The organism is Pseudomonas fungipugnans, from assembly GCF_029955235.1.
In the GTDB taxonomy this organism is placed as follows: domain Bacteria; phylum Pseudomonadota; class Gammaproteobacteria; order Pseudomonadales; family Pseudomonadaceae; genus Aquipseudomonas; species Aquipseudomonas fungipugnans.
On the sequence record NZ_JARBWL010000002.1, the window covers coordinates 616,842 to 637,701 of the forward strand.

At 59.8% G+C, this 20,860-nt stretch carries 18 protein-coding genes; 7 read left to right on the forward strand and 11 right to left on the reverse strand.

The genetic code is table 11. The features are described from left to right. Positions 1-14 precede the first annotated feature (14 nt). From POF45_RS17775 to gpmI, 4 genes are all read right to left on the reverse strand, one after another. Positions 15-791, reverse strand: coding sequence for a divergent polysaccharide deacetylase family protein (locus tag POF45_RS17775; RefSeq protein WP_259498403.1), 777 nt, complete (start codon positions 789-791; stop codon positions 15-17). A 1-nt stretch (position 792) separates the two neighbouring features. Continuing rightward, entirely contained in the window at positions 793-2,124 is a 1,332-nt protein-coding gene (locus POF45_RS17780; RefSeq protein WP_259498405.1) for a S41 family peptidase, read from the reverse strand. Positions 2,125-2,155: 31 nt separating this feature from the next. Continuing rightward, positions 2,156-3,442, reverse strand: a complete 1,287-nt coding sequence (locus POF45_RS17785; protein ID WP_259498407.1) for a murein hydrolase activator EnvC family protein — start codon at positions 3,440-3,442, stop codon at positions 2,156-2,158. 262 nt (positions 3,443-3,704) lie between these two features. Next, a complete protein-coding gene (gene gpmI, locus POF45_RS17790; protein WP_259498408.1) occupies positions 3,705-5,234 on the reverse strand; it encodes a 2,3-bisphosphoglycerate-independent phosphoglycerate mutase in 1,530 nt (509 codons plus the stop codon). A gap of 152 nt (positions 5,235-5,386) precedes the next feature. On the opposite strand from gpmI, the gene POF45_RS17795 reads away from it, so the two are divergent. The 3 genes from POF45_RS17795 to secB are packed head-to-tail and all read left to right on the forward strand — an operon-like array spanning position 5,387 to position 6,583. After that, positions 5,387-5,800, forward strand: coding sequence for a rhodanese-like domain-containing protein (locus POF45_RS17795; protein WP_259498410.1), 414 nt, complete (start codon positions 5,387-5,389; stop codon positions 5,798-5,800). 1 nt (position 5,801) lies between these two features. Beyond that, a complete protein-coding gene (gene grxC, locus POF45_RS17800; protein ID WP_259498412.1) occupies positions 5,802-6,056 on the forward strand; it encodes a glutaredoxin 3 in 255 nt (84 codons plus the stop codon). Positions 6,057-6,097: 41 nt separating this feature from the next. After that, a complete protein-coding gene (secB, locus tag POF45_RS17805; RefSeq protein WP_259498414.1) occupies positions 6,098-6,583 on the forward strand; it encodes a protein-export chaperone SecB in 486 nt (161 codons plus the stop codon). 111 nt (positions 6,584-6,694) lie between these two features. Here the strand turns inward: secB and POF45_RS17810 are convergent, their stop codons facing one another. Beyond that, positions 6,695-7,150 (reverse strand): tRNA (cytidine(34)-2'-O)-methyltransferase, encoded by a 456-nt coding sequence (locus tag POF45_RS17810; protein ID WP_007949025.1) that lies wholly within the window; start codon positions 7,148-7,150, stop codon positions 6,695-6,697. On the opposite strand from POF45_RS17810, the gene POF45_RS17815 reads away from it, so the two are divergent. Continuing rightward, entirely contained in the window at positions 7,149-7,589 is a 441-nt protein-coding gene (locus POF45_RS17815; protein ID WP_282316272.1) for a hypothetical protein, read from the forward strand. The genes POF45_RS17810 and POF45_RS17815 overlap by 2 nt on opposite strands. Positions 7,590-8,168: 579 nt before the next feature. On the opposite strand, the gene ntrC is transcribed toward POF45_RS17815, so the two are convergent. From ntrC to glnA, 5 genes are all read right to left on the reverse strand, one after another. Then, positions 8,169-9,605 carry a nitrogen regulation protein NR(I) gene (ntrC, locus tag POF45_RS17820; RefSeq protein WP_259498421.1) on the reverse strand — a complete coding sequence of 479 codons (1,437 nt, stop codon included), beginning with the start codon at positions 9,603-9,605 and terminating at the stop codon, positions 8,169-8,171. Continuing rightward, positions 9,602-10,687: a nitrogen regulation protein NR(II) gene (gene glnL, locus POF45_RS17825; protein WP_150756808.1), complete on the reverse strand. Its 1,086-nt coding sequence runs from the start codon at positions 10,685-10,687 to the stop codon at positions 9,602-9,604. Before glnL ends, ntrC begins: the two co-directional genes overlap by 4 nt. A 231-nt stretch (positions 10,688-10,918) precedes the next feature. Beyond that, positions 10,919-11,539 (reverse strand): DUF4124 domain-containing protein, encoded by a 621-nt coding sequence (locus POF45_RS17830; protein ID WP_282316274.1) that lies wholly within the window; start codon positions 11,537-11,539, stop codon positions 10,919-10,921. Further along, complete coding sequence (locus tag POF45_RS17835; RefSeq protein ID WP_259498427.1) at positions 11,536-12,045, reverse strand: DUF4124 domain-containing protein; 510 nt, start codon at positions 12,043-12,045, stop codon at positions 11,536-11,538. Before POF45_RS17835 ends, POF45_RS17830 begins: the two co-directional genes overlap by 4 nt. Before the next feature lie 218 nt (positions 12,046-12,263). Then, positions 12,264-13,670, reverse strand: coding sequence for a glutamate--ammonia ligase (glnA, locus tag POF45_RS17840; protein WP_259498429.1), 1,407 nt, complete (start codon positions 13,668-13,670; stop codon positions 12,264-12,266). A 330-nt stretch (positions 13,671-14,000) separates the two neighbouring features. On the opposite strand from glnA, the gene thiI reads away from it, so the two are divergent. Then, on the forward strand, positions 14,001-15,455 hold the full coding sequence (gene thiI / locus POF45_RS17845; protein ID WP_259498431.1) for a tRNA uracil 4-sulfurtransferase ThiI: 1,455 nt from the start codon (positions 14,001-14,003) through the stop codon (positions 15,453-15,455). A gap of 139 nt (positions 15,456-15,594) precedes the next feature. Beyond that, complete coding sequence (typA, locus tag POF45_RS17850) at positions 15,595-17,415, forward strand: translational GTPase TypA (RefSeq protein WP_054055316.1); 1,821 nt, start codon at positions 15,595-15,597, stop codon at positions 17,413-17,415. 142 nt (positions 17,416-17,557) lie between these two features. Here the strand turns inward: typA and POF45_RS17855 are convergent, their stop codons facing one another. Continuing rightward, complete coding sequence (locus tag POF45_RS17855; protein ID WP_282317439.1) at positions 17,558-17,998, reverse strand: YkgJ family cysteine cluster protein; 441 nt, start codon at positions 17,996-17,998, stop codon at positions 17,558-17,560. 261 nt (positions 17,999-18,259) lie between these two features. Between POF45_RS17855 and POF45_RS17860 the strand changes: the two genes are divergently transcribed. Next, the gene (locus tag POF45_RS17860) at positions 18,260-20,710 is read left to right on the forward strand and encodes a glycogen/starch/alpha-glucan phosphorylase (protein ID WP_259498433.1); all 2,451 of its coding nucleotides are present in this window, start codon (positions 18,260-18,262) and stop codon (positions 20,708-20,710) included. Positions 20,711-20,860 lie beyond the last annotated feature (150 nt).

Below are 20,860 nucleotides of genomic sequence, written 5' to 3' on the forward strand. Positions count from 1 at the left end.
AGCGGTGTGGCGGTTTAGCGGTACACGCCATCCTTGCCATGCCCGGCCGTCGCCCGATTGCCGCGCACGCTGATCATCAACCTGATATCAATCCAGTCGATGCCCTGAGCCTTGAGCTTGGGCAATTCACGCTCCAGCACCGCCAGCGTCTGTGGGTACGGATGCCCGATCATCACCGCCGAACCCTGCTTGTGTGCCAGGCTGATCGCCGTCTGCAACTGCGTGAAGATCGCCGCCTCAGTGCGCTCGTCATCGAGAAACACATCCCGCGAAAGACTCGCCAGCCCGATCTTCTGCGCCTCGGCCGCGGCAACGGTTTGCGCGCTGGTGCGGCTATCAACGAAGAATTTATGCCGGCGCTGCAATTCTGCCATCAGCCAGGCCATGGCCGGTTGCTGGGCGGTCATGCGGCTGCCCATGTGGTTGTTGATGCCAGCGGTATAGGGCACGGCCTTGAACGCCGCATCCAGGCGTTTTTCGAGCTCTTCGATGGGCAGGTCGGGGTGCCAGGCGAACGGGCCGGTGGCCGGGTCCATGGGCATGTGCAGGATGACGATCTTGCCGGCTTTATGGGCTTCGCGTGCAAACTCGGCGGCGTGGGGAGTGTCGGGCATGATCGCCGTGGTTACCGGGCCGGGCAGGGCCAGCACGCGACGATCCCGGGGCAGGTTCTGCCCCAGGTCATCGATGATCAGCGTCAGGTAGGCCTTGTGCGGCGTGGTCTTGGCGGGATCCGCGTGAGCAGCACCCGCCAGACAGCACAGCAAGCCGATTAGCAATCGCAGGCGCATCTCAGCGGCCAGAGGTGATGCTCAGCCCTTTGAGCAGGCTCAGGGCCTGGGCCAGTTGGTAGTCGTCGTCTTGCGGCATGGCCTTGGCCTTGCTGCCGGAACCGGTCGGTTTGTCGGCGCCGCCGTTGCCATTGCCCAGGTGACCCTGCAAATCAGCTTCCTTGAAGTAGTCGCTGTCTTGCTCGTTGGTGATCTTGGCCTTGCGCACTTCGATGTCCGGCACAATGCCCTGGGCCTGGATCGAGCGGCCGTTCGGCGTGAAGTACAGCGCAGTGGTGATCTTCAGGGCGCGGTCGTTGTTCAGCGGCAGCACGGTCTGAACCGAGCCTTTACCGAAACTGGTGGTGCCCATCAGCACAGCGCGCTTGTGGTCCTGCAAGGCGCCGGCAACAATCTCGGAGGCCGAGGCGCTGCCGCCGTTGATCAGCACGACCATCGGCACGGCTTCGCTTTCGTCCTTGCCGGTGGCAGAGAAACGCAGCTCGGAGTTGGCGATGCGGCCCTTGGTGTAGACGATCAGGCCTTTGGTGATGAAGTGGTCGACCACTTCCACCGCTGCCTGCAGCACGCCGCCGGGGTTGTTACGCAGGTCGAGAACGATGCCGTTGAGCTTCTTGCCGTTGTCCTTGCGCAGCTTGGCCAGGGCCTTGGAGACTTCTTCGCCGGTCTTGACCTGGAACTGCGTGATGCGGATGTAGCCGTAGCCTGATTCCAGCAACTGGCTCTTCACGCTCTTCACCTGGATGATGGCGCGGGCCAGGGTCACGTCGAACGGCGTACCGCCGTCGCGCACCAGGGTCAGGGTGATTTTCTGGCCGATCTTGCCGCGCATCTTGTCCACGGCTTCAGTCATGGTCTGGCCACGGGTTGGCGCGCCGTTGATCTTGACGATGAAGTCGCCCGCCTGGATGCCAGCCTTGGACGCCGGTGTGTCATCGATTGGCGAAACCACCTTGATGAAGCCGTCCTCGGCGCCGACTTCGATGCCCAGGCCGCCGAATTCGCCGCTGGTGCTTTCCTGCAGCTCGGTGAAGTCTTCAGGGCCAAGGTAGGCGGAGTGTGGATCGAGGTTGCTGAGCATGCCTTTGATGGCGTTTTCCAGCAGGGTCTTGTCGTCAACCGGTTCGACATAGGCAGCCTTGATCCGGTCCATGACCTCGGCAAAGGTGCGCAACTCCTCCAGAGGCAGCGGCGCCTTGGTGGTCGCAGCGGTGCCCGCAGGTGCAACGGCTGGCGCGGCCGCCGGGGCAGGTTGAGCGGCAAACGCCAGAGGCGCGCCGATCACCAGGGCGATCGTCAGGGCCAGCGAGGTAAGGCGGGACAAATGCAGCATGTCGAACGAACTCCTGAATTAGGTGCAGTGCTTATCCTTGCGCACGGCACCATTGCGCTGGATCACTCGGGTGACCCTGCTGACGAATTGCGAAATACAGCGCTGGTGTGTCCTGCCCGCCACTGCTACCGACAGTGGAGATGGACTCACCGGCTTTTACTACGTCACCGGCCGACTTGAGCAACGTCTGGTTGTGACCATAAAGACTCAAGAAACCGTTGCCATGGTCGAGAATCACCAGCAGCCCGGCGCCTCGCAACCAGTCGGCGAACACCACACGCCCGCCATGCACGGCGTGCACCTGGCTGCCGGCGGCGGCGCTGATCATCACGCCGTCCCACTTGGTCCGGGCGTCGTCGCCACGGCTTTCACCGAAGCGTGCAAGCAGTCGACCATCAACCGGCCATGGAAGTTTTCCCCGAGCCGAAGCAAATGCACCGCCAAACGTCTCGCCTGAACTTGAGACCAGGGCGCCGGGCGTTGATTTTGCGGGTTTGCGTGGGGCGTCGGTGTTTTCAGCCTGAGCCTCACGTAAACGCTTTTTTTCGGCTTCCTGCTGGGCGATCAGCGCTTTCTGGCGCGCTTCTTCTGCCTCTCGGGCCTGACGGGCCAAGGTTTCTTCGATGGTTTTAAGGACTTTAGACAGGTCTGCCTGATCTTGCTCGCGGGCGGCGAGTTTCTGATCGCGGGCCTTCACGTCGTTATTGAGCTTGGCCAGCACTTGCTGGCGCTCCTTGCGGACCTTGTCGAGTTCGTCGCGCTGGCTGTCGAGGCTGCTTTTCTGCACCAGTAGCTGGGCCTGCTGCATGGAGATGTCTTTTTCGACGTTGGCCAATTGACGCAGTGTTTCGTTGAAATTCTTCAACTGCTCCAGGCGGGCCTGGCTCAGGTAGTCGTAATAGGTGAGGGTGCGGGCGAATTTTTCCGGGTTCTGCTGGTTGAGCAGCAACTTGAGGTACTCCTGACGGCCGTTCTGATAGGCCGCACGGGCCTGAATGGCGATCAGTCGTTGCTGTTCAATGCGCGCGCTCTGGAGTTTTTTTTTCTCACCATCGAGACGCTGCAGCTCGGATTCGCTTTTCTTCAGCTCTTTTTGCAGGGCATCAACCTGCTTCTCGAGCTTGCCCATCTCGGTCTCAGTGCCCTTGAGGTCTTTCTGCACACCGGATTTTTCTTCCTGGAGCTTGCCCAGCAGCTTCTTCAGCTCGGCAATGTCCTGACGCGTGGCGTCCAACTGTTGTTGGGTTTGCGCGCGCTCGTCAGCGAAGGCCGGTTGGAGCAGGCAAGTCAGAGCAAGGGCGATCAGGACGCGAAGCATAGAGGCGGGCGACACCAGGGAAAGGGACGGCCTAGTATGCCCGCCAAGCGCCGCAAAAAAAATGCCCATTTGGGGCTGTGTGATAACTGGAGTGGGAGCTGAAGGTTTCAAGGCAGGTTTAATCTCTGAAAAACACCAAAAACCACTGTGGGAGCGAGCCTGCTCGCGAAGGCTGCCTGACATTCAACATAGTTGTTGGCTGTCAGATTGCTATCGCGAGCAGGCACGCTCCCACAGGGTTTAACGGTGTTTGAAAGACCGATTACACCAGAATCGAAGTCCCGGTCATCTCCTTCGGCTTTTCCAGCCCCATCAACATCAGCATGGTCGGCGCCACATCAGCCAGCACGCCGCCTTTGCGCACCTTGAAGTCGCGCTTGCCGACATAAATGAACGGCACCGGTTCGGTGGTGTGGGCGGTGTGGGCCTGGTGGGTGACTTCGTCGGACATTTTCTCGACGTTGCCGTGGTCAGCGGTGATCAGTGCTTCGCCGCCGACCTTTTCCAGCGCCTCGACAATACGGCCCACGCACAGGTCCAGGCATTCCACGGCTTTGACCGCCGCGTCGAACACGCCGCTATGGCCGACCATGTCGCCGTTGGCGTAGTTGACCACGATCACGTCATAACGCTGGTTTTCAATGGCGTCGACGATGCGGTCAGTGACTTGCGGCGCACTCATTTCCGGCTGCAAGTCGTAGGTGGCGACTTTCGGCGATGGAATAAGGATGCGTTCTTCACCCGGAAACGGTTCTTCACGGCCGCCGGAGAAAAAGAAGGTCACGTGGGCATATTTTTCGGTTTCGGCGATGCGCAGTTGGGTCTTGCCGTTTTTCGCCAGGTAGTCGCCCAGCACGTTTTCCAGGCTGCCGGCGGCGAAGGCCGAAGGTGCAGGAATGCTGGCGGCGTATTGGGTCAGCATCACGAAACCGGCCAGTTTTGGCTGGCGCGCGCGTTCGAATTCCTTGAACCCGTCTTCGACGAACACGCGGGTCAGCTCACGGGCGCGGTCGGCGCGGAAGTTCATGAACACCACGGCGTCGCCGTCCTCGACCTTCACCGGCTCGCCGATGCTGGTGGCTTTGACGAATTCGTCGCTCTCGCCACGGGCGTAGGCCGCTTCCAGGCCTTCCTGGGCGGTGGCGGCGTTGAATTGGCCGTTGCCGTCGACAATCAGGTTGTAGGCCTGGGCCACGCGGTCCCAACGGTTGTCGCGATCCATGGCGAAATAACGGCCAACGAGGCTGGCGATCCGGCCTTTGCCGAGGGTCTTGAAGGTTTCATCCAGCAGTTCGATGGAAGACTGCGCGCTTTTCGGCGGCGTGTCGCGGCCATCGAGGAAGGCGTGCAGGTAGATTTTTTCAGCGCCGCGCTTGTAGGCCAGTTCGGCCATGGCGACCAAGTGATCCTGGTGGCTGTGCACGCCGCCATCGGACAGCAGGCCCATGAAATGCACGGCTTTGCCGGCAGCCACGGCTTTATCGACAGCGGCGCAGATGGTCGGGTTCTCGAAGAACTCGCCATCGCGGATCGATTTGGTCACGCGGGTGAAGTCCTGATACACCACGCGACCGGCGCCGAGGTTCATGTGGCCGACTTCGGAGTTGCCCATCTGGCCGTCCGGCAAGCCGACGTCCATGCCGCTGCCCGAGATCAGACCGTTGGGCACAGTGGCCGTCAGGCGGTCCAGCACAGGCTTTTTCGCCGAGTACACGGCGTTGGCTTCGTGGCTTTCACTGTGACCGAAGCCATCGAGAATGATCAGTACCAAAGGTTTAGGCGTGGTAGTCATGGATTCCGCTCGTGGCTGAGTTAAAAGAGGGCAATGGAAAAGGGAGTGGCAGTTTAAAGCCAAGTTCAATCCGCGTCACCGCCGGACGGGGTTTGGTGCACCATATGGGCTGTGTATACTGGCCCACTTTTAACGCCCTGGAACCACCTTAAATGCTTGATCACCTGATTGCATTTGCCACCACCCACTATCTGCTGGCCGGTATTTTCGTTGTTCTGCTGGCTCTGCTGATCGCCCATGAGATGAAAGGCGGCGGTCGCAGCCTGAGCACCGGCGAGCTGACCGGGCTGGTCAACAAGGACGCGGGCGTGGTGATCGACATTCGTCCGAGCAAGGATTTCGCCGCTGGCCACATCGTTGGCGCGCTGAATATTCCTCAGGACAAACTCACCGCCCGCATCGGCGAGCTGGAAAAGCACAAGGCCAAGACCATCATTCTGGTCGACGCCATGGGCCAGACCGCTGGCACCCATGCCCGCGAACTGATGAAATCCGGCTTCACCGCCGCCAAGCTCTCCGGTGGCATTGCCAGCTGGAAGGGCGACAACCTGCCATTGGTGAAGTGAGATGAACAACGTCGTCGTCTATTCCAGCGATTACTGCCCTTATTGCTCGCGAGCCAAGTACCTGCTCGAGAACAAAGGCGTGGCCTTCGAAGAGATCAAGGTCGATGGCAAGCCACAGGTGCGCGCCGAGATGTCCAAAAAGGCCGGACGCACGTCCGTGCCGCAGATCTGGATTGGCGGCACTCACGTTGGCGGTTGTGATGATTTGTTTGCCCTGGAGCGCGCCGGCAAGCTCGACGCGCTGCTCAAGGCCTGAATGCTTTCTTTATAAGACCCCAAGATCAGAAAGGATCTGAGATGACTGACCAACAGAACACTGCAGCCAGCGAAGAAGAAACCGCACCGCAATTCTCCTTGCAGCGCATCTACGTACGTGACTTGTCCTTCGAAGCCCCAAAAAGCCCGGCAATCTTTCGCCAGCAGTGGGAGCCGAGCGTCGGTCTGGATCTGAACACCCGTCAAAAGTCCCTGGAAGGCGACTTCCACGAAGTCGTGCTGACGTTGTCCGTGACTGTTAAAAACGGTGACGAAGTGGCGTTCATCGCTGAAGTGCAACAGGCCGGGATCTTCCTGATCAAGAACCTGGACGAGGCTTCGATGAGCCACACGCTGGGCGCGTTCTGCCCGAACATCCTGTTCCCGTATGCTCGCGAGACCCTGGACAGCCTGGTGACCCGTGGTTCGTTCCCGGCCCTGATGCTGGCTCCGGTGAACTTCGATGCGCTGTACGCACAAGAACTGCAACGCATGCAGGGCGCGGGCGAGACTCCGACCGTTCAATAAGCGGTCCAATGTGGGAGCGAGCTTGCTCGCGATGGGGTCATCAGCTTCAACATTAATGTTGACTGACACACCGCCATCGCGAGCAAGCTCGCTCCCACATTTTTTTGCGTGTTATTTAAAGCCCAGCTGACGCCAGCCTTCGTACACGGCCACCGCCACGGTGTTGGACAGGTTCAAGCTGCGGCAGCCTTCGCGCATGGGCAGGCGCAGGCGTTGTTCGCCGGGCAGCGCATCCAGCACTTCGGCGGGCAGGCCACGGCTTTCCGGGCCGAACAGGAAGGCGTCGCCCTCGGCGAAGCTGGCATCGTGGAACGGCCGAGAACCCTTGGTGGTGAAGGCGAACAGCCGTGGATGGCCAAGGCTCTCCAGGCAGCTGGCGAGGTCGGCGTGGCGCTGCAGGGTGGCGTACTCGTGGTAGTCGAGGCCGGCCCGGCGCAGGCGCTTGTCGTCCATCTCGAAGCCCAGCGGCTCGATCAAATGCAGGTGGCAGCCACTGTTGGCGCACAGCCTGATAACGTTGCCGGTATTCGGCGGAATTTCTGGTTGGAAAAGGATGACGTGAAACATGCACGGCTCCGAAGGTAAAGATGACGCGCATTCTACGCCGCAAGCGGATCCGCGTTCGAAACTATTCCCGCGGGTGATGGGTTCTTTGGCGATTGTCGGGCTGATGGTCGGACTGATGATCGGTCGCCTGACCACACCAGACCCCAGCGTGCTGCAGCAGGTCGAGGTCACCCGCGATGGCCTGGTGGTGTGGTTCAACAACGAACCCAAGACCCACGGCGAAATTATCGATGGCAGTGTTGCACTGCTGTTCGAGGCCGAAGGCAAGGCGCAGAAAGGCCAACTCAAGCTCAACGACAAAGGCGTCAACTGGCGGGTGCGTTTGAGTGATGGGGGATTGTTGCTGTCGCTGGTGGCGGCGCGGCCGCTGCAAGGCGAGTGGGCCGGCAGCAAGGTCGATGGCCGCTGGCGGCTGGCGATCCATCTCCGGGAGCAATAAAAGAGGGAATCCCCGGCCTGCCTGTACCAAGGTTCCCAAAACGGCAGGGCTTGCGCATTGCATCGCAAGCCCGGTGTAAAGAAGGAACCCCTGACCTGCCTGTATCAAGGGCCCCAAAACGGGGTGGGCTCGTCGCGGTGGCGGTGTGAGCCCGATGTAAAGAGGGGAATCCCCGGCCTGCCTGTACCAAGGTCCCCGAAACCGGGTAGTGAACTGAATCACTGAATGGACTATTGCAGGGGGCGTGCCAGGTTTTAACAAATTGGTACAGAAAAATGCCTTTAAACGTCGAAAGCCCCGTATTACGGGGCTTTCGTGTTTTTTCGATCATCATTCGATTGCGAAAGCAGGCAGGGTTCTGGATCAATGTTTGTGCGCGATTGCGGTTCATGGTGCCTTCTGGCGGTGCATGGGGGCCAAAAAGCATCGCGAGCAAGCTCGCTCCCACATTGGATTTTCGGTGTTTTCATTATCGAATGAACACCATCGAACCCTGTGGGAGCGAGCTTGCTCGCGATTGGCCTAATGGTCAGTGAAGAACCAAAGGCTGCTTATTTGATCGTCCCCGCGCGGAAGGGCTTAGCCCTCTTCCCCCTCATCATCATCCCCACCATCCACCTTCATCCCCAATTCCTTGATCTTGCGGGTCAGGGTATTGCGCCCCCAACCCAGCAACACCGCGGCATCGCGGCGGCGGCCAGCGGTGTGTTTGAGGGCGGTCTCGATCATGATCCGCTCGAAGGCCGGCACGGCGCTGTCCAGCAGGCTCGACTGCCCGCGAGCCAGGGCCTGATCGGCCCATTGGCGCAGCGCCTGTTCCCAGTTGGTCACCGGCGCCGAATCCTGCGGCAGGTTCAGCAGCTCTGGCGGCAGATCGCTGATGTGCACTTCGCGACCGGAGGCCATCACCGTGATCCAGCGGCAGGTGTTCTCCAGCTGACGCACGTTGCCGCCCCACGGCAGGTTTTTCAGGTATTCCTCTGTTTCGCTTTTCAGCAGCTTCGGCTCCACCGCCAGTTCTTGCGCGGCGCGGCTGAGGAAGTGCTTGGCCAGGGTCGGAATGTCTTCGCGACGGTCTGACAGCCGTGGAATGTGGATGCGAATCACGTTGAGACGGTGGAACAGGTCTTCGCGGAATTTCCCGGCGTGGACCAGTGTTTCCAGGTTCTGGTGCGTCGCGGCAATGATGCGCACGTCAACCTTCACCGGCACATGGCCGCCGACGCGATAGAACTCGCCATCGGCCAGGACCCGCAGCAGCCGGGTCTGGGTGTCTGCCGGCATGTCGCCGATTTCGTCGAGGAACAGCGTGCCGCCATCGGCTTGTTCAAAGCGCCCGCGCCGCAGGTTGGCCGCGCCGGTGAATGCGCCTTTCTCATGGCCGAACAGCTCGGACTCCATCAGGTCCTTGGGGATCGCCGCCATGTTCAGCGCGATGAATGGCGAGCTGGCCCGAGGGCTGTGGCGGTGCAGGGCGTGGGCCACCAATTCTTTACCGGTGCCGGATTCGCCATTGATCAGCACGGTGATGTTGGAGTGGCTCAAGCGCCCGATGGCGCGAAACACTTCCTGCATCGCTGGCGCTTCGCCGATGATTTCTGGCGTGCGGGTCAGGGCAACAGGCACTTCCAGGCCTTGCTGTTCCTGGGCGTGCTGGTTGGCGCGCTTGACCAGGGAAACCGCTTCATCGACATCAAACGGCTTGGGCAGGTATTCGAAGGCGCCACCCTGATAGGAGGCGACAGCGCTGTCCAGGTCGGAGTGAGCGGTCATGATGATGACCGGCAGCCGTGGGTGCTGTTCGCGAATCCGCGCCAGAAGGTCCAGGCCGCTGGCGCCGGGCATGCGGATGTCGGAGATGATCACATCCGGCTGCTGGCGCGCCAGGCGGCTCATCACGCCGTCGGCGCTGTCGAAGCTTTGCGTGGTCATGCCTTCCTGCTGCAAGGCTTTTTCAAGGACCCAACGGATAGAACGGTCGTCATCGACGATCCACACGGTTTCACTACGGCTCATGTCGATGTGGCTCCTTGTTCCAGTGGCAGGAAGATCGAGAAAGTGGTGTGGCCTGGGTGGCTGTCACACTCGATCAAGCCCTGGTGCTGACTGATGATGTTCTGGGTAATGGCCAGGCCCAGCCCGGTACCGTCGGGACGACCGCTGACCATGGGAAAGAAAATGGTTTCCTGAAGTTCGGCAGGAATGCCCGGACCGTTGTCGATGATCTCGATCTTGGTCACCAGGCGATGGCGCACGTGGCCGATGGTGAACTGGCGCATGGCGCGGGTGCGCAGGCTGATGCGGCCAAGGCGCAGTTCGTTCTGGCTGCTGATGGCCTGCATTGCGTTGCGCACAATGTTGAGCACCGCCTGAATCATCTGTTCGCGGTCGATCAACACGTCGGGAATGCTTGGGTCGTAGTCACGCACCAAGGTGATGCAGCCCTGGCTTTCGGCTTCCACCAGATGACAGACGCGTTCCAGCACTTCGTGGACGTTGCACATGGCCAGCGATGGCAGCTTGTTGGAGCCGAGCATGCGGTCCACCAGGTTTCGCAGGCGGTCGGCTTCTTCGATGATCACGTTGGTATAGTCGCGCAGGCTTTCTTCGGGCAGCTCGCGGGCCAGCAACTGCGCCGCGCCGCGAATCCCGCCCAGCGGATTCTTGATCTCGTGAGCCAGGCCGCGCACCAGCATCTTGCTGGTTTCCTGTTTCGACAACTGCGCTTCTTCCTTGGTGATCCGCAGCAGGCGGTCACGGGGATGGACTTCCAGCAGCAGCAGCGTGTCACCGTTGCTCAGGATCGGTGTTACCGCGTAATCGACCGTCAGGGTCTGGCCGGTGAGGGCGGTGAGCATGGCTTCGCGCTTGGTGAACGGGTGCGCCTGCTCCACCGCCTGGCGCAGGGAATTCAGCGCTTCGGTGGATTCGGTGAACAGCTCGCTGATGAACTGCCCGTGGCTGCGCTGGCCGCTGATGGCCAGCAGCATCTCTGCCGCCGGGTTCATGTACTCAAGGCGCAATTCGGCATCAAGCAGGATGGTGGCAGTGGTCAGGTTGTCGAGAAGCAATCGATGCAGTGCGTCGCTAATGGTCATCAGGACCTCTTTTGGAGCAGGGCGCGGGCAAAGACTCAGCGCAGATGTGAGGAAAATGCAAAAAACCAAACCAAAGCTCCGAAAAGAAGCGTTTAACGCCTGAAACGGGCGTTTAACGCTCGATCACGTGGCGTTCTGCCAGCTTTCGCGGGTATTTTCGAACCAAAATGGTTTGAGAGGTGGGTAGGGTGCAACTATTCGCACCAATATAGTGCGCAAAGCTGAACGAGGTTAGAAGAACCTCAGGAAGGGATTTTTTTCTTCCTCGGGTTTGTCCTTGAGCGGGCATTCCGGGCGCTGGCCGTAGTCCGCCAAAGTGCAGGGATTGACCTGGCGTTTCTGCGCGAGGGAGATGCGTAGCATGTGGAAGGGCTGATTGGCGGTGCGTTCGACGGTGCGGCCCAGCTCGTCGATGATTTCCACTGACAGGTTATGACTGCCCCGGTCGATGTTGGTCAACGGGAACACCGGGCTCAGCCCAGGCTCTGCGGTGGGCTGGCCGTCCAGTAGCAAGCGGTAGCGATGGCCCTTTTGCAGGCCCGGCTCGCTGGTGACGCTGACGATCAGCTCGCCGGCGCTGTTGCGAATCGTGGCGTCCGGTTCCGGTACCAGTACGCGGAGCATGTCGTAGTGGAACAGCGGCGTTTCTTCAGTTTTTTTCGCGGCGATCATCGGGGTCGCGCCGGTCGGGTTGGCCGACATGCGATTGCTCGTCGCAATCGGTACGCGCTTGGCGCTGCCGGAGCCCGGCTGGTCGGTGTAGACACGGTTGCCCTGGGCATCGACGTAGGTGAAGACCTCAGCCGTCGCGGGCAGGGCCAGCAGGCACAGGATCAGCCACCAGGCCTTCAAGGCTTGTGCACCCGTTGCACGGTGAACGTCACGGTCGGGCTCTGGCGGATCACGTTCTCGCCATTGATCACCTGCACCGCCAGACGATGTTCGCCGCGATCGATGTTGACCAATTGCAGGATCGGCACGTTGCTCGGCTGGCCGTAGGGCTGGTCGTCCAGCAGCAACCTCAATTGATGAGGCGCTTGCAGGCGCGGCTTGATCAGTACGCTGACGGTGAAGGTGCCGTTGTTGGCGCGCAGCGCTTCTTCGGTGGGCAGGCCAGTCAGTTCCAGCGCTTCATACAGGGTGCCGGGTTGTGCCTGGGGCGCCGGGGGCGATGGCGGGTCGACTGGCGCCTGGCGCTCGACGCTGTTGAGTGGTGGCAGCTCCACGGCTTGAGCCTTGACCCCGTCGGGAGGTTGATTGCTGTAGGCGGTGTTGCCGGCGGCGTCCGTGTATTTGTAGATCTGCGCGGCGGCGGGCAGGGCGATCAGCAGCAGGATAAGGAGAAAACCACGACCCATAAAATCGACCGCCAGCGAAAGTGATGGGTTGCAGCATAGGTCAAGGGTGAGGGTTGGCCCAAGCCGTTAACATTTGGGTATGATTTGCCGAACGCTTCCAAACACCACAAACCCGCTCCCACAGGGGGATATGTGTCAGCCGTTAAATCGTGGGTATAAAAAAGGCCTCCCGAAGGAGGCCTCTTTTTTGTCACGCCGCTTGCGCAGGCGCTACCGGATCAGCAGCTGTAGTACAGCTCATATTCCAGTGGGTGTACGAAGGTGCGGACCTTGATTTCTTCTTCGCTTTTCAGAGCGATGTAAGCGTCGATGAAGTCGTCGGAGAACACGCCGCCTTTGGTCAGGAACGCGCGACCCTTGTCCAGCTCTTCCAGGGCTTCTTTCAGGCTGCCGCAAACTTGTGGGATCTCTTTCGCCTCTTCAGGCGGCAGGTCGTACAGGTTTTTGTCAGCAGCGTCGCCTGGGTGGATCTTGTTCTGGATGCCGTCCAGGCCAGCCATCAACAGTGCAGCGAAGCCCAGGTATGGGTTGGCTGCCGGATCCGGGAAGCGCGCTTCGATACGGCGAGCGCGAGGGCTGGATACGTAAGGAATACGGATCGAGGCGGAACGGTTGCGGGCCGAGTAGGCCAGCATGACCGGTGCTTCGAAGCCTGGGACCAGACGCTTGTAGGAGTTGGTCGACGGGTTGGTGAAGCCGTTCAGCGCCTTACCGTGCTTGATGATGCCGCCGATGAAGTACAGGGCGGTGTCGGACAGGCCGGCATAGCCTTCGCCAGCGAAGGTGTTCTTGCCGTCTTTGGCGATGGACAGGTGGACGTGCATGCCCGAACCGTTGTCGCCGTACAGAGGCTTGGGCATGAAGGTCGCAGTGCGGCCGTATGCATCAGCAACGTTGTGTACGCAGTATTTCAGGGTCTGAACTTCGTCAGCCTTGGCTACCAGGGTGTTGAACTTCACACCGATTTCGTTCTGGCCGGCAGTCGCCACTTCGTGGTGGTGAACTTCGATGACCAGGCCCATTTCTTCCATGGCGTTGCACATGGAGGTACGGATTTCGTGGTCGTGGTCGAACGGCGGAACCGGGAAGTAGCCGCCCTTGATGCCTGGACGGTGACCTTTGTTACCGCCTTCGATGTCCTGGTCGGACATCCACGAACCTTGCTCGGAGTAGATCTTGAACATCGAGCCGGAGATATCGGACTTGAATTTCACCGAGTCGAAGATGAAGAACTCAGGCTCCGGGCCTACGAATACGGTGTCGCCGATACCGGTCGACTTCAGGTATTCCTCGGCACGCTTGGCGATTGCACGTGGGTCACGGTCGTAGCCTTGCATGGTCGAAGGCTCGATCACGTCGCAGACGATGATCAGCGTTGGGTCTTCGGTGAACGGGTCGAGGACGGCAGTGCTGTCGTCCGGCATCAGGATCATGTCGGAGGCTTCGATGCCTTTCCAGCCAGCAATGGAGGAGCCGTCGAACATTTTGCCTTCTTCGAAGAAGGCGTCATCCAGCGCGTCGCGAGCCGGCATGGTCACGTGGTGCTGAGTGCCTTTGGTGTCCGTGAAGCGCAGATCAATCCACTTGACGTCATGATCTTTGATGAGTTGAACCGACTTCGACATAGTGTCCTCCGGGTGGCTTCGGGCTTGGTAGTGGATGCCCTTAGAATGTGGGTGATGCCGGCGCGAATACTCTGCCATGGCAACCTGCCTCACAAGGGAGCAAATTGCATGCCAGTGCCCCACCATGGGTTTTTTGCCCCAATTTCACGCTTGTTGCGGTGCAGGGCGCCATAAAGCTGAAAATCTCGCCCTGTAATGTAGCGTCTTATTCGATAAATGACCTGTTTTGGTGCGCGCAAAACCTTCTGCATATTAACTGGTTAAACCTTGAGCAATTTCCGCTATAATCCGCGCCCCCCTTTTTCGGCAGGCCCTGCGCGCGCTGTTTCCATGAAATTAATCGTAAAAGTCTTCCCCGAGATCACCATCAAGAGCCGCCCGGTACGGATGCGTTTCATCCGCCAGTTGGCCAAAAACATCCGTGCCGTGCTCCGCGATCTGGACCCGGCTGTGGTGGTGAACGGTGTGTGGGACAACCTCGAGCTGGAAACCCGTGTCACCGAGCCCAAAGCCTTGAAGGAGATGACCGAGCGCCTGAGCTGCATGCCGGGTATCGCGCATTTCCTGCAGGTCGACGAGTACCCGTATGTCGACTTCGATGACGTCGTCGCCAAGTGCAGGCAGCACTACGGTGATGCGCTGGCCGGGAAGATCTTTTCGGTGCGCTGCAAACGTGCGGGCAAGCATGAATTCAGCTCGATGGACGTCGAGAAATACGTCGGCAGCCAACTGCGTCGTCAGTGCGGCGCCGCCGGAATTTCCCTGAAAGAGCCGGAAATCGAAGTTCGCATCGAAATTCGCGACAAACGGTTGTTCGTGATCCACAACCAGCACAACAGCATCGGCGGCTACCCGCTGGGTGCGCTGGAGCAGACACTGGTGCTGATGTCCGGCGGCTTTGACTCGACAGTCGCCGCCTACCAGATCATGCGCCGGGGCCTGATGGCGCACTTCTGCTTCTTCAACCTGGGCGGACGTGCCCATGAACTGGGCGTGATGGAAGTCGCGCACTTCATCTGGAAGAAGTACGGCAGCTCGCAACGCGTGTTATTTGTCAGTGTGCCGTTCGAGGAAGTCCTGGGAGAAATTCTCGGGAAAGTCGATAACAGTCATATGGGCGTAGTTTTGAAGCGTATGATGTTGCGCGCTGCTTCCCGTATTGCCGATCGGCTTGAGATCGAGGCGCTGGTCACCGGTGAAGCGATTTCCCAGGTGTCGAGCCAGACGCTGCCGAACCTGAACGTGATCGACTGCGTGACCGAGAAGCTGGTGCTGCGCCCGCTGATCGCCAGTCACAAGCAGGACATCATCGACCTGGCCAACGAAATCGGTACCGCCGACTTCGCCAAGCACATGCCGGAATACTGCGGGGTCATCTCGGTGAACCCCAAGACCCACGCCAAGCGACCGCGCGTGGAGCATGAAGAGAAAGAATTCGACATGGCGGTCCTTGAGCGTGCGCTCGAGAACGCCAAACTGGTGCCGATCGATCGCGTGATCGACGAATTGGGCCAGGATTTGCAAATCGAAGAGGTCAGCGAAGCGCTGGCGGGGCAAATCGTCATCGACATCCGTCACCCGGATGCCGCTGAAGACGAACCGCTGGGCCTTGCTGGCATTGAGGTACAGACGATGCCGTTTTATGCACTGAACGCTCGTTTCAAGGAACTGGACCCTACTCGCCAGTACCTGCTGTATTGCGACAAAGGCGTGATGAGTCGCCTGCATGCCCACCATTTGCTCAGTGAGGGGCATGCCAATGTGCGCGTTTATCGACCGAGCTAAGTGCCCGGGGCTGTTTGCCTGTGGCCTGCGTCACCGGCCCCCCGACGCCGCCGTCAAGCTGTAACGGCTTTGACGGACTCTACTGTAAATCGCTGCCAAGACTTGTCAGCACACCGAATCCTCTGATCGAGATACACAAGTGATCGAAAATCTACGCAACATCGCCATCATTGCTCACGTTGACCATGGTAAAACCACCCTGGTAGACAAACTCTTGCGTCAATCCGGCACCCTGGAGCGCAACGAGCTCAACGACGAGCGCGTGATGGACTCCAACGACCAGGAGAAAGAGCGCGGTATTACCATTCTGGCGAAAAACACCGCCATCAACTGGAACGGCTACCACATCAACATCGTGGACACCCCGGGCCACGCCGACTTCGGCGGCGAAGTTGAACGTGTAATGTCGATGGTTGACTCCGTTCTGCTGCTGGTTGACGCTCAAGACGGCCCTATGCCGCAAACCCGTTTCGTGACCAAGAAGGCTTTCGAAGCCGGCCTGCGTCCGATCGTGGTGATCAACAAGGTTGACCGTCCAGGCGCGCGTCCGGACTGGGTTCTGGACCAGATCTTCGACCTGTTCGACAACCTGGGTGCTACCGAAGAACAGCTGGACTTCAAAGTCGTCTACGCCTCGGCCCTGAACGGCATTGCCGGTCTGGAACACACCGACATGGCTGAAGACATGACCCCGCTGTACCAGTCGATCGTCGACAACGTACCTGCGCCGAAAGTTGACCGTGACGGTCCGTTCCAGATGCAGATCTCCGCTCTGGACTACAACAGCTTCCTGGGTGTTATCGGCGTTGGCCGTATCGCTCGTGGTCGCATCAAGCCGAACACTCCGGTTGTCGCTATCGACGCCGACGGCAAGAAGCGTACCGGTCGTATCCTGAAGCTGATGGGTCACCACGGCCTGCACCGTATCGACGTTGAAGAAGCAGCTGCCGGCGACATCGTCTGCATCAGCGGCTTCGACCAGCTGTTCATCTCCGACACTCTGTGCGACCCACTGAACGTCGAAGCGATGAAGCCGCTGACCGTTGACGAACCGACCGTTTCCATGACCTTCCAGGTAAACGACTCGCCTTTCTGCGGTAAAGAAGGCAAGTTCGTGACTTCCCGGAACATCAAGGAACGTCTGGACAAAGAGCTGCTCTACAACGTTGCCCTGCGCGTTGAAGAAGGCGACACCGCCGACAAGTTCAAAGTCTCCGGCCGTGGTGAGCTGCACCTCTCGGTACTGATCGAAACCATGCGTCGCGAAGGCTTCGAAATGGGTGTTGGTCGTCCTGAAGTGATCATCCGCATGGTTGACGGCGTCAAGCACGAACCGTACGAAAACGTGACCATCGACCTGCCGGAAGAATCGCAAGGTTCGATCATGGAACAGATCGGTATCCGTAAAGGCGACCTGACCAACATGGTTCCGGATGGCAAGGGCCGTGTGCGCCTTGAGTACAACATCCCGGCACGTGGCCTGATCGGTTTCCGTAACGAGTTCCTGACCCTGACCTCCGGTGCAGGCATCCTGACCTCGATCTTCGACCGTTACGATGTGATGAAGTCCGGCGACATGTCCGGCCGTCAGAACGGCGTGCTGGTGTCGGTGGCTACCGGTAAGGCTCTGACTTACTCGCTGGAAACCCTGCAAGCTCGCGGCAAACTGTTCCTGGGTCACGGTGAAGACGTGTACGAAGGTCAAATCGTCGGCATCAACAGCCGCGACAACGACCTGGGCGTCAACCCAACCAAAGGCAAGAAGCTCGACAACATGCGTGCTTCGGGTAAAGACGAAACCATCGCTCTGGTTCCGCCTATCCGTTTCACCCTGGAACAAGCTCTGGAATTCGTTCAAGAAGACGAATTGTGCGAAGTCACTCCTAAGTCCATCCGTCTTCGCAAGAAGATCCTGGGCGAAAGCGAGCGTACCCGCGCTGCCAAGAAGTCCGGTAACTGAGTCATTTAGTTAGCTGACAAAAAAACGCCCCCGACCGCAAGGTCGGGGGCGTTTTTGTTTGTCTGGGGTTTGTGTGGCGGCTGATCTGGCCCTTTCGCGAGCCTGCTCGCGAAAGGGCCCTGCCAGGCCCCGAGATTTCAGATCAGAATTTTTCGAGGGTCCGACGGCTACTGCTGGTCTCACGCGCCACTTCCTTCGGCTTGTAAGCGCAATACCCCGGCCGTGGCCCGATCTTGGGGTGATTACGGCAAGTGTCCGGGCGCTTCTCATAGATCGTGCACAGACGGCTCTTGCGATCCAGGTACAGGCAATCGTTGTTGCTCATGCGCTGGAGGGTGAAGATCTCGGTCTTCTGGCTGTAACGCTCGACGATCCCTTCCTTCTGCAGGCGCTTGGCGATGTTCTTCGCCGGCTCACCGCGCTCGAACTCGTCGACGATGCCAATGCGGATCAGATCCTTGATCTTGACCTCGACCGGCAGCGTGCAGCAGCTCGATATGCAGGAGCCGCACATCGGGGTCGAGTATTTGGCCCAGGTATCGAGGCGATCGATCTCTGCGGCGGCGATCAGGTTGGGCTTCATCATCGGTTGTTACCAGCGTGTGCATCAGGGCGCGCGATCATACCGGGACTGGTGGATTTTTGAACAACCTTTCGCCAGATTTTTTTTGCGCCACCGCAAAATATCCCCGGGTTTCGGCACGGCCCCTGCATTCAATCCGGCAGGCGACAAGCAAATGCCAGCCGATCTCGCACTATCAGGAAAAACTGCCGAACCAGAGCCGCCACCGTCGGTCAGACCGTCTAGGCTCAGACAATTCCCCGCTCGCTCGAGGTCCTATCGATGACTCAAGAACCACTAGTTCGCGAAGCAGAGGTGGCCGCATTTCGCGATGCCGTCCTGACCAAACTCACCTACGCGGTGGGCAAAGACCCTGATCACGCCTTCGACCACGACTGGTTCGAAGCCATCGCCCTGGCGGCGCGTGATCACATGGTTGAACACTGGATGGACCACACCCGGCAGATCTACCGCAAAGGTCAGAAGCGGGTCTATTACCTCTCGCTGGAATTTCTCATCGGCCGCTTGCTCTACGACAGCCTGAGCAACCTCGGCCTGCTGGACGTGGCCCGTGAAGCACTGACCGAGCTCGGCGTCGATCTGGAGCGCATCCGTCTGCTGGAGCCCGACGCAGCGCTGGGCAACGGTGGCCTCGGGCGCCTGGCGGCGTGCTTCATGGAAAGCATGTCGACCCTCGGCATCGCTGGGCACGGCTACGGCATTCGTTACGAACACGGTCTGTTCCGCCAGGCCATCGTCGACGGCTGGCAGCAGGAGCAGACCGAGCACTGGCTGGATTTCGGCAACCCGTGGGAGTTCGAGCGCGCCGAAGTGGTTTACCCGATCGGCTTCGGCGGCAGCGTTGAAACGATCACCGATGAAACCGGCAAGACCCGCCAGGTCTGGACGCCCGTGGAAACTGTGCGCGCCATCGCCTACGACACGCCAGTGGTCGGCTGGCGCGGGGCCAGCGTCAACACCTTGCGCCTGTGGCGTGCCCGCGCCATGGAAGACCTGCACCTGGAACGCTTCAACGCCGGCGATCACCTGGGCGCCGTGGCGGAAGTGGCACGCGCCGAAAGCATCTCCCGGGTGCTTTACCCGGCGGACAGCACCGAAGCTGGCCAGGAACTGCGCCTTCGTCAGGAATACTTTTTCGTCGCCGCGTCGCTGCAGGATTTGTTGCGCCGCCACCGCAACATGCACACCTCGGTGCTGACCCTGGGTGATCACGCGGCGATCCAGCTCAACGACACTCACCCCTCGATTGCCGTGGCCGAACTGATGCGCCAACTGGTCGACGTCTATGACGTGGCGTGGGATGCGGCGTGGCAAGTCACGGTTGATACGCTGTCCTACACCAACCACACGCTGCTGCCTGAAGCGCTGGAAACCTGGCCGGTCGGTTTGATGGAACGCATGCTGCCCCGGCACATGCAGATCATTTACCTGATCAACGCCCAGCACATCGATTCGCTGCGGGCCAAGGGCATCCACGATTTCGACGTGCTGCGCTCGGTGTCGCTGATCGAAGAAGACAACGGCCGCCGCGTGCGCATGGGCAACCTCGCGTTCCTCGGTTCCCACAGCGTCAACGGCGTGTCCGGGCTGCACACGCAACTGATGCGCGAGACGGTGTTCTCTGAACTGCACAAGCTTTACCCGGAACGTATCAACAACAAGACCAACGGCATCACCTTCCGCCGTTGGCTGTACCAGGCCAACTCCGAACTGACGTCGATGCTGGTTAATGCCCTCGGCCCGGATTTGCTGGATAACGCCGAAGAGCGTTTGCTCGACCTTGAGCCGTTCGCCGAGAAGGCCGCGTTCCGCAAGGCCTTCGCCGAGCAGCGCCTGCACAGCAAGAAAGCCCTGGCGTACCTGATTCATGAACGGCTGGGGGTGGCGGTCAACCCGGCGGCAATGTTCGATGTGCAGGTCAAGCGGATCCACGAGTACAAGCGCCAATTGCTCAACCTGTTGCACACCGTGGCGCTCTATCAGGCGATTCGTGCCGAGCCGGAAATCGACTGGGTGCCGCGGGTGAAGATCTTCGCCGGCAAGGCAGCGGCCAGTTATCACCAGGCCAAGTTGATCATCAAACTGACCAACGACATTGCTCGGGTCGTGAACAACGACCCGACCGTGCGCGGTCTGCTCAAAGTGGTGTTCCTGCCCAACTACAACGTCAGCCTGGCGGAAAGCATCATTCCGGCGGCGGACTTGTCGGAGCAGATTTCCACGGCGGGCTTCGAAGCGTCCGGCACCAGCAACATGAAATTCGGCCTCAACGGCGCGTTGACCATCGGCACCCTGGACGGCGCCAACGTGGAGATGTGCGAGCGCATCGGCGCCGAGCACATGTTCATCTTCGGCCTCAGCGCCCAGCAGGTGGAAGCGCGCAAACAGAACCATGAGTTCAGTGCGGCGCCGGACATTGCCGCGTCTCATCGCCTGAACGACGTGCTGCAAGCGATTCGCAGTGGGGTGTTCTCGCCGGATGATCCGTCGCGTTACACCGGGCTGATCGATTCGCTGATCGACTACGACCGCTTTCTGGTCTGCGCCGATTTCGACTCGTACTGGAATGCCCAGATGCGCGTCGAAGCGCATTGGCACGATTCGAACGAGTGGTGGCGCTCGGCGGTGCTGAACACGGCGCGGATGGGCTGGTTCTCCTCTGACCGGACGATTCGCGAGTACGCCACCGAGATCTGGAAGGCGTTGGAGTAACTTTTAGTAATAATTGCGAGCAAGGCCCAACGGTTGTTGGGCCTGACCGATATACTAAGCACCAGTTCTACCGGGTTACAGGCGCTGGCGATTCATTGTGGGAGCGAGCCTGCTCGCGAAAGCGGTCTGGCAGTCAGCATTAATGTTGAA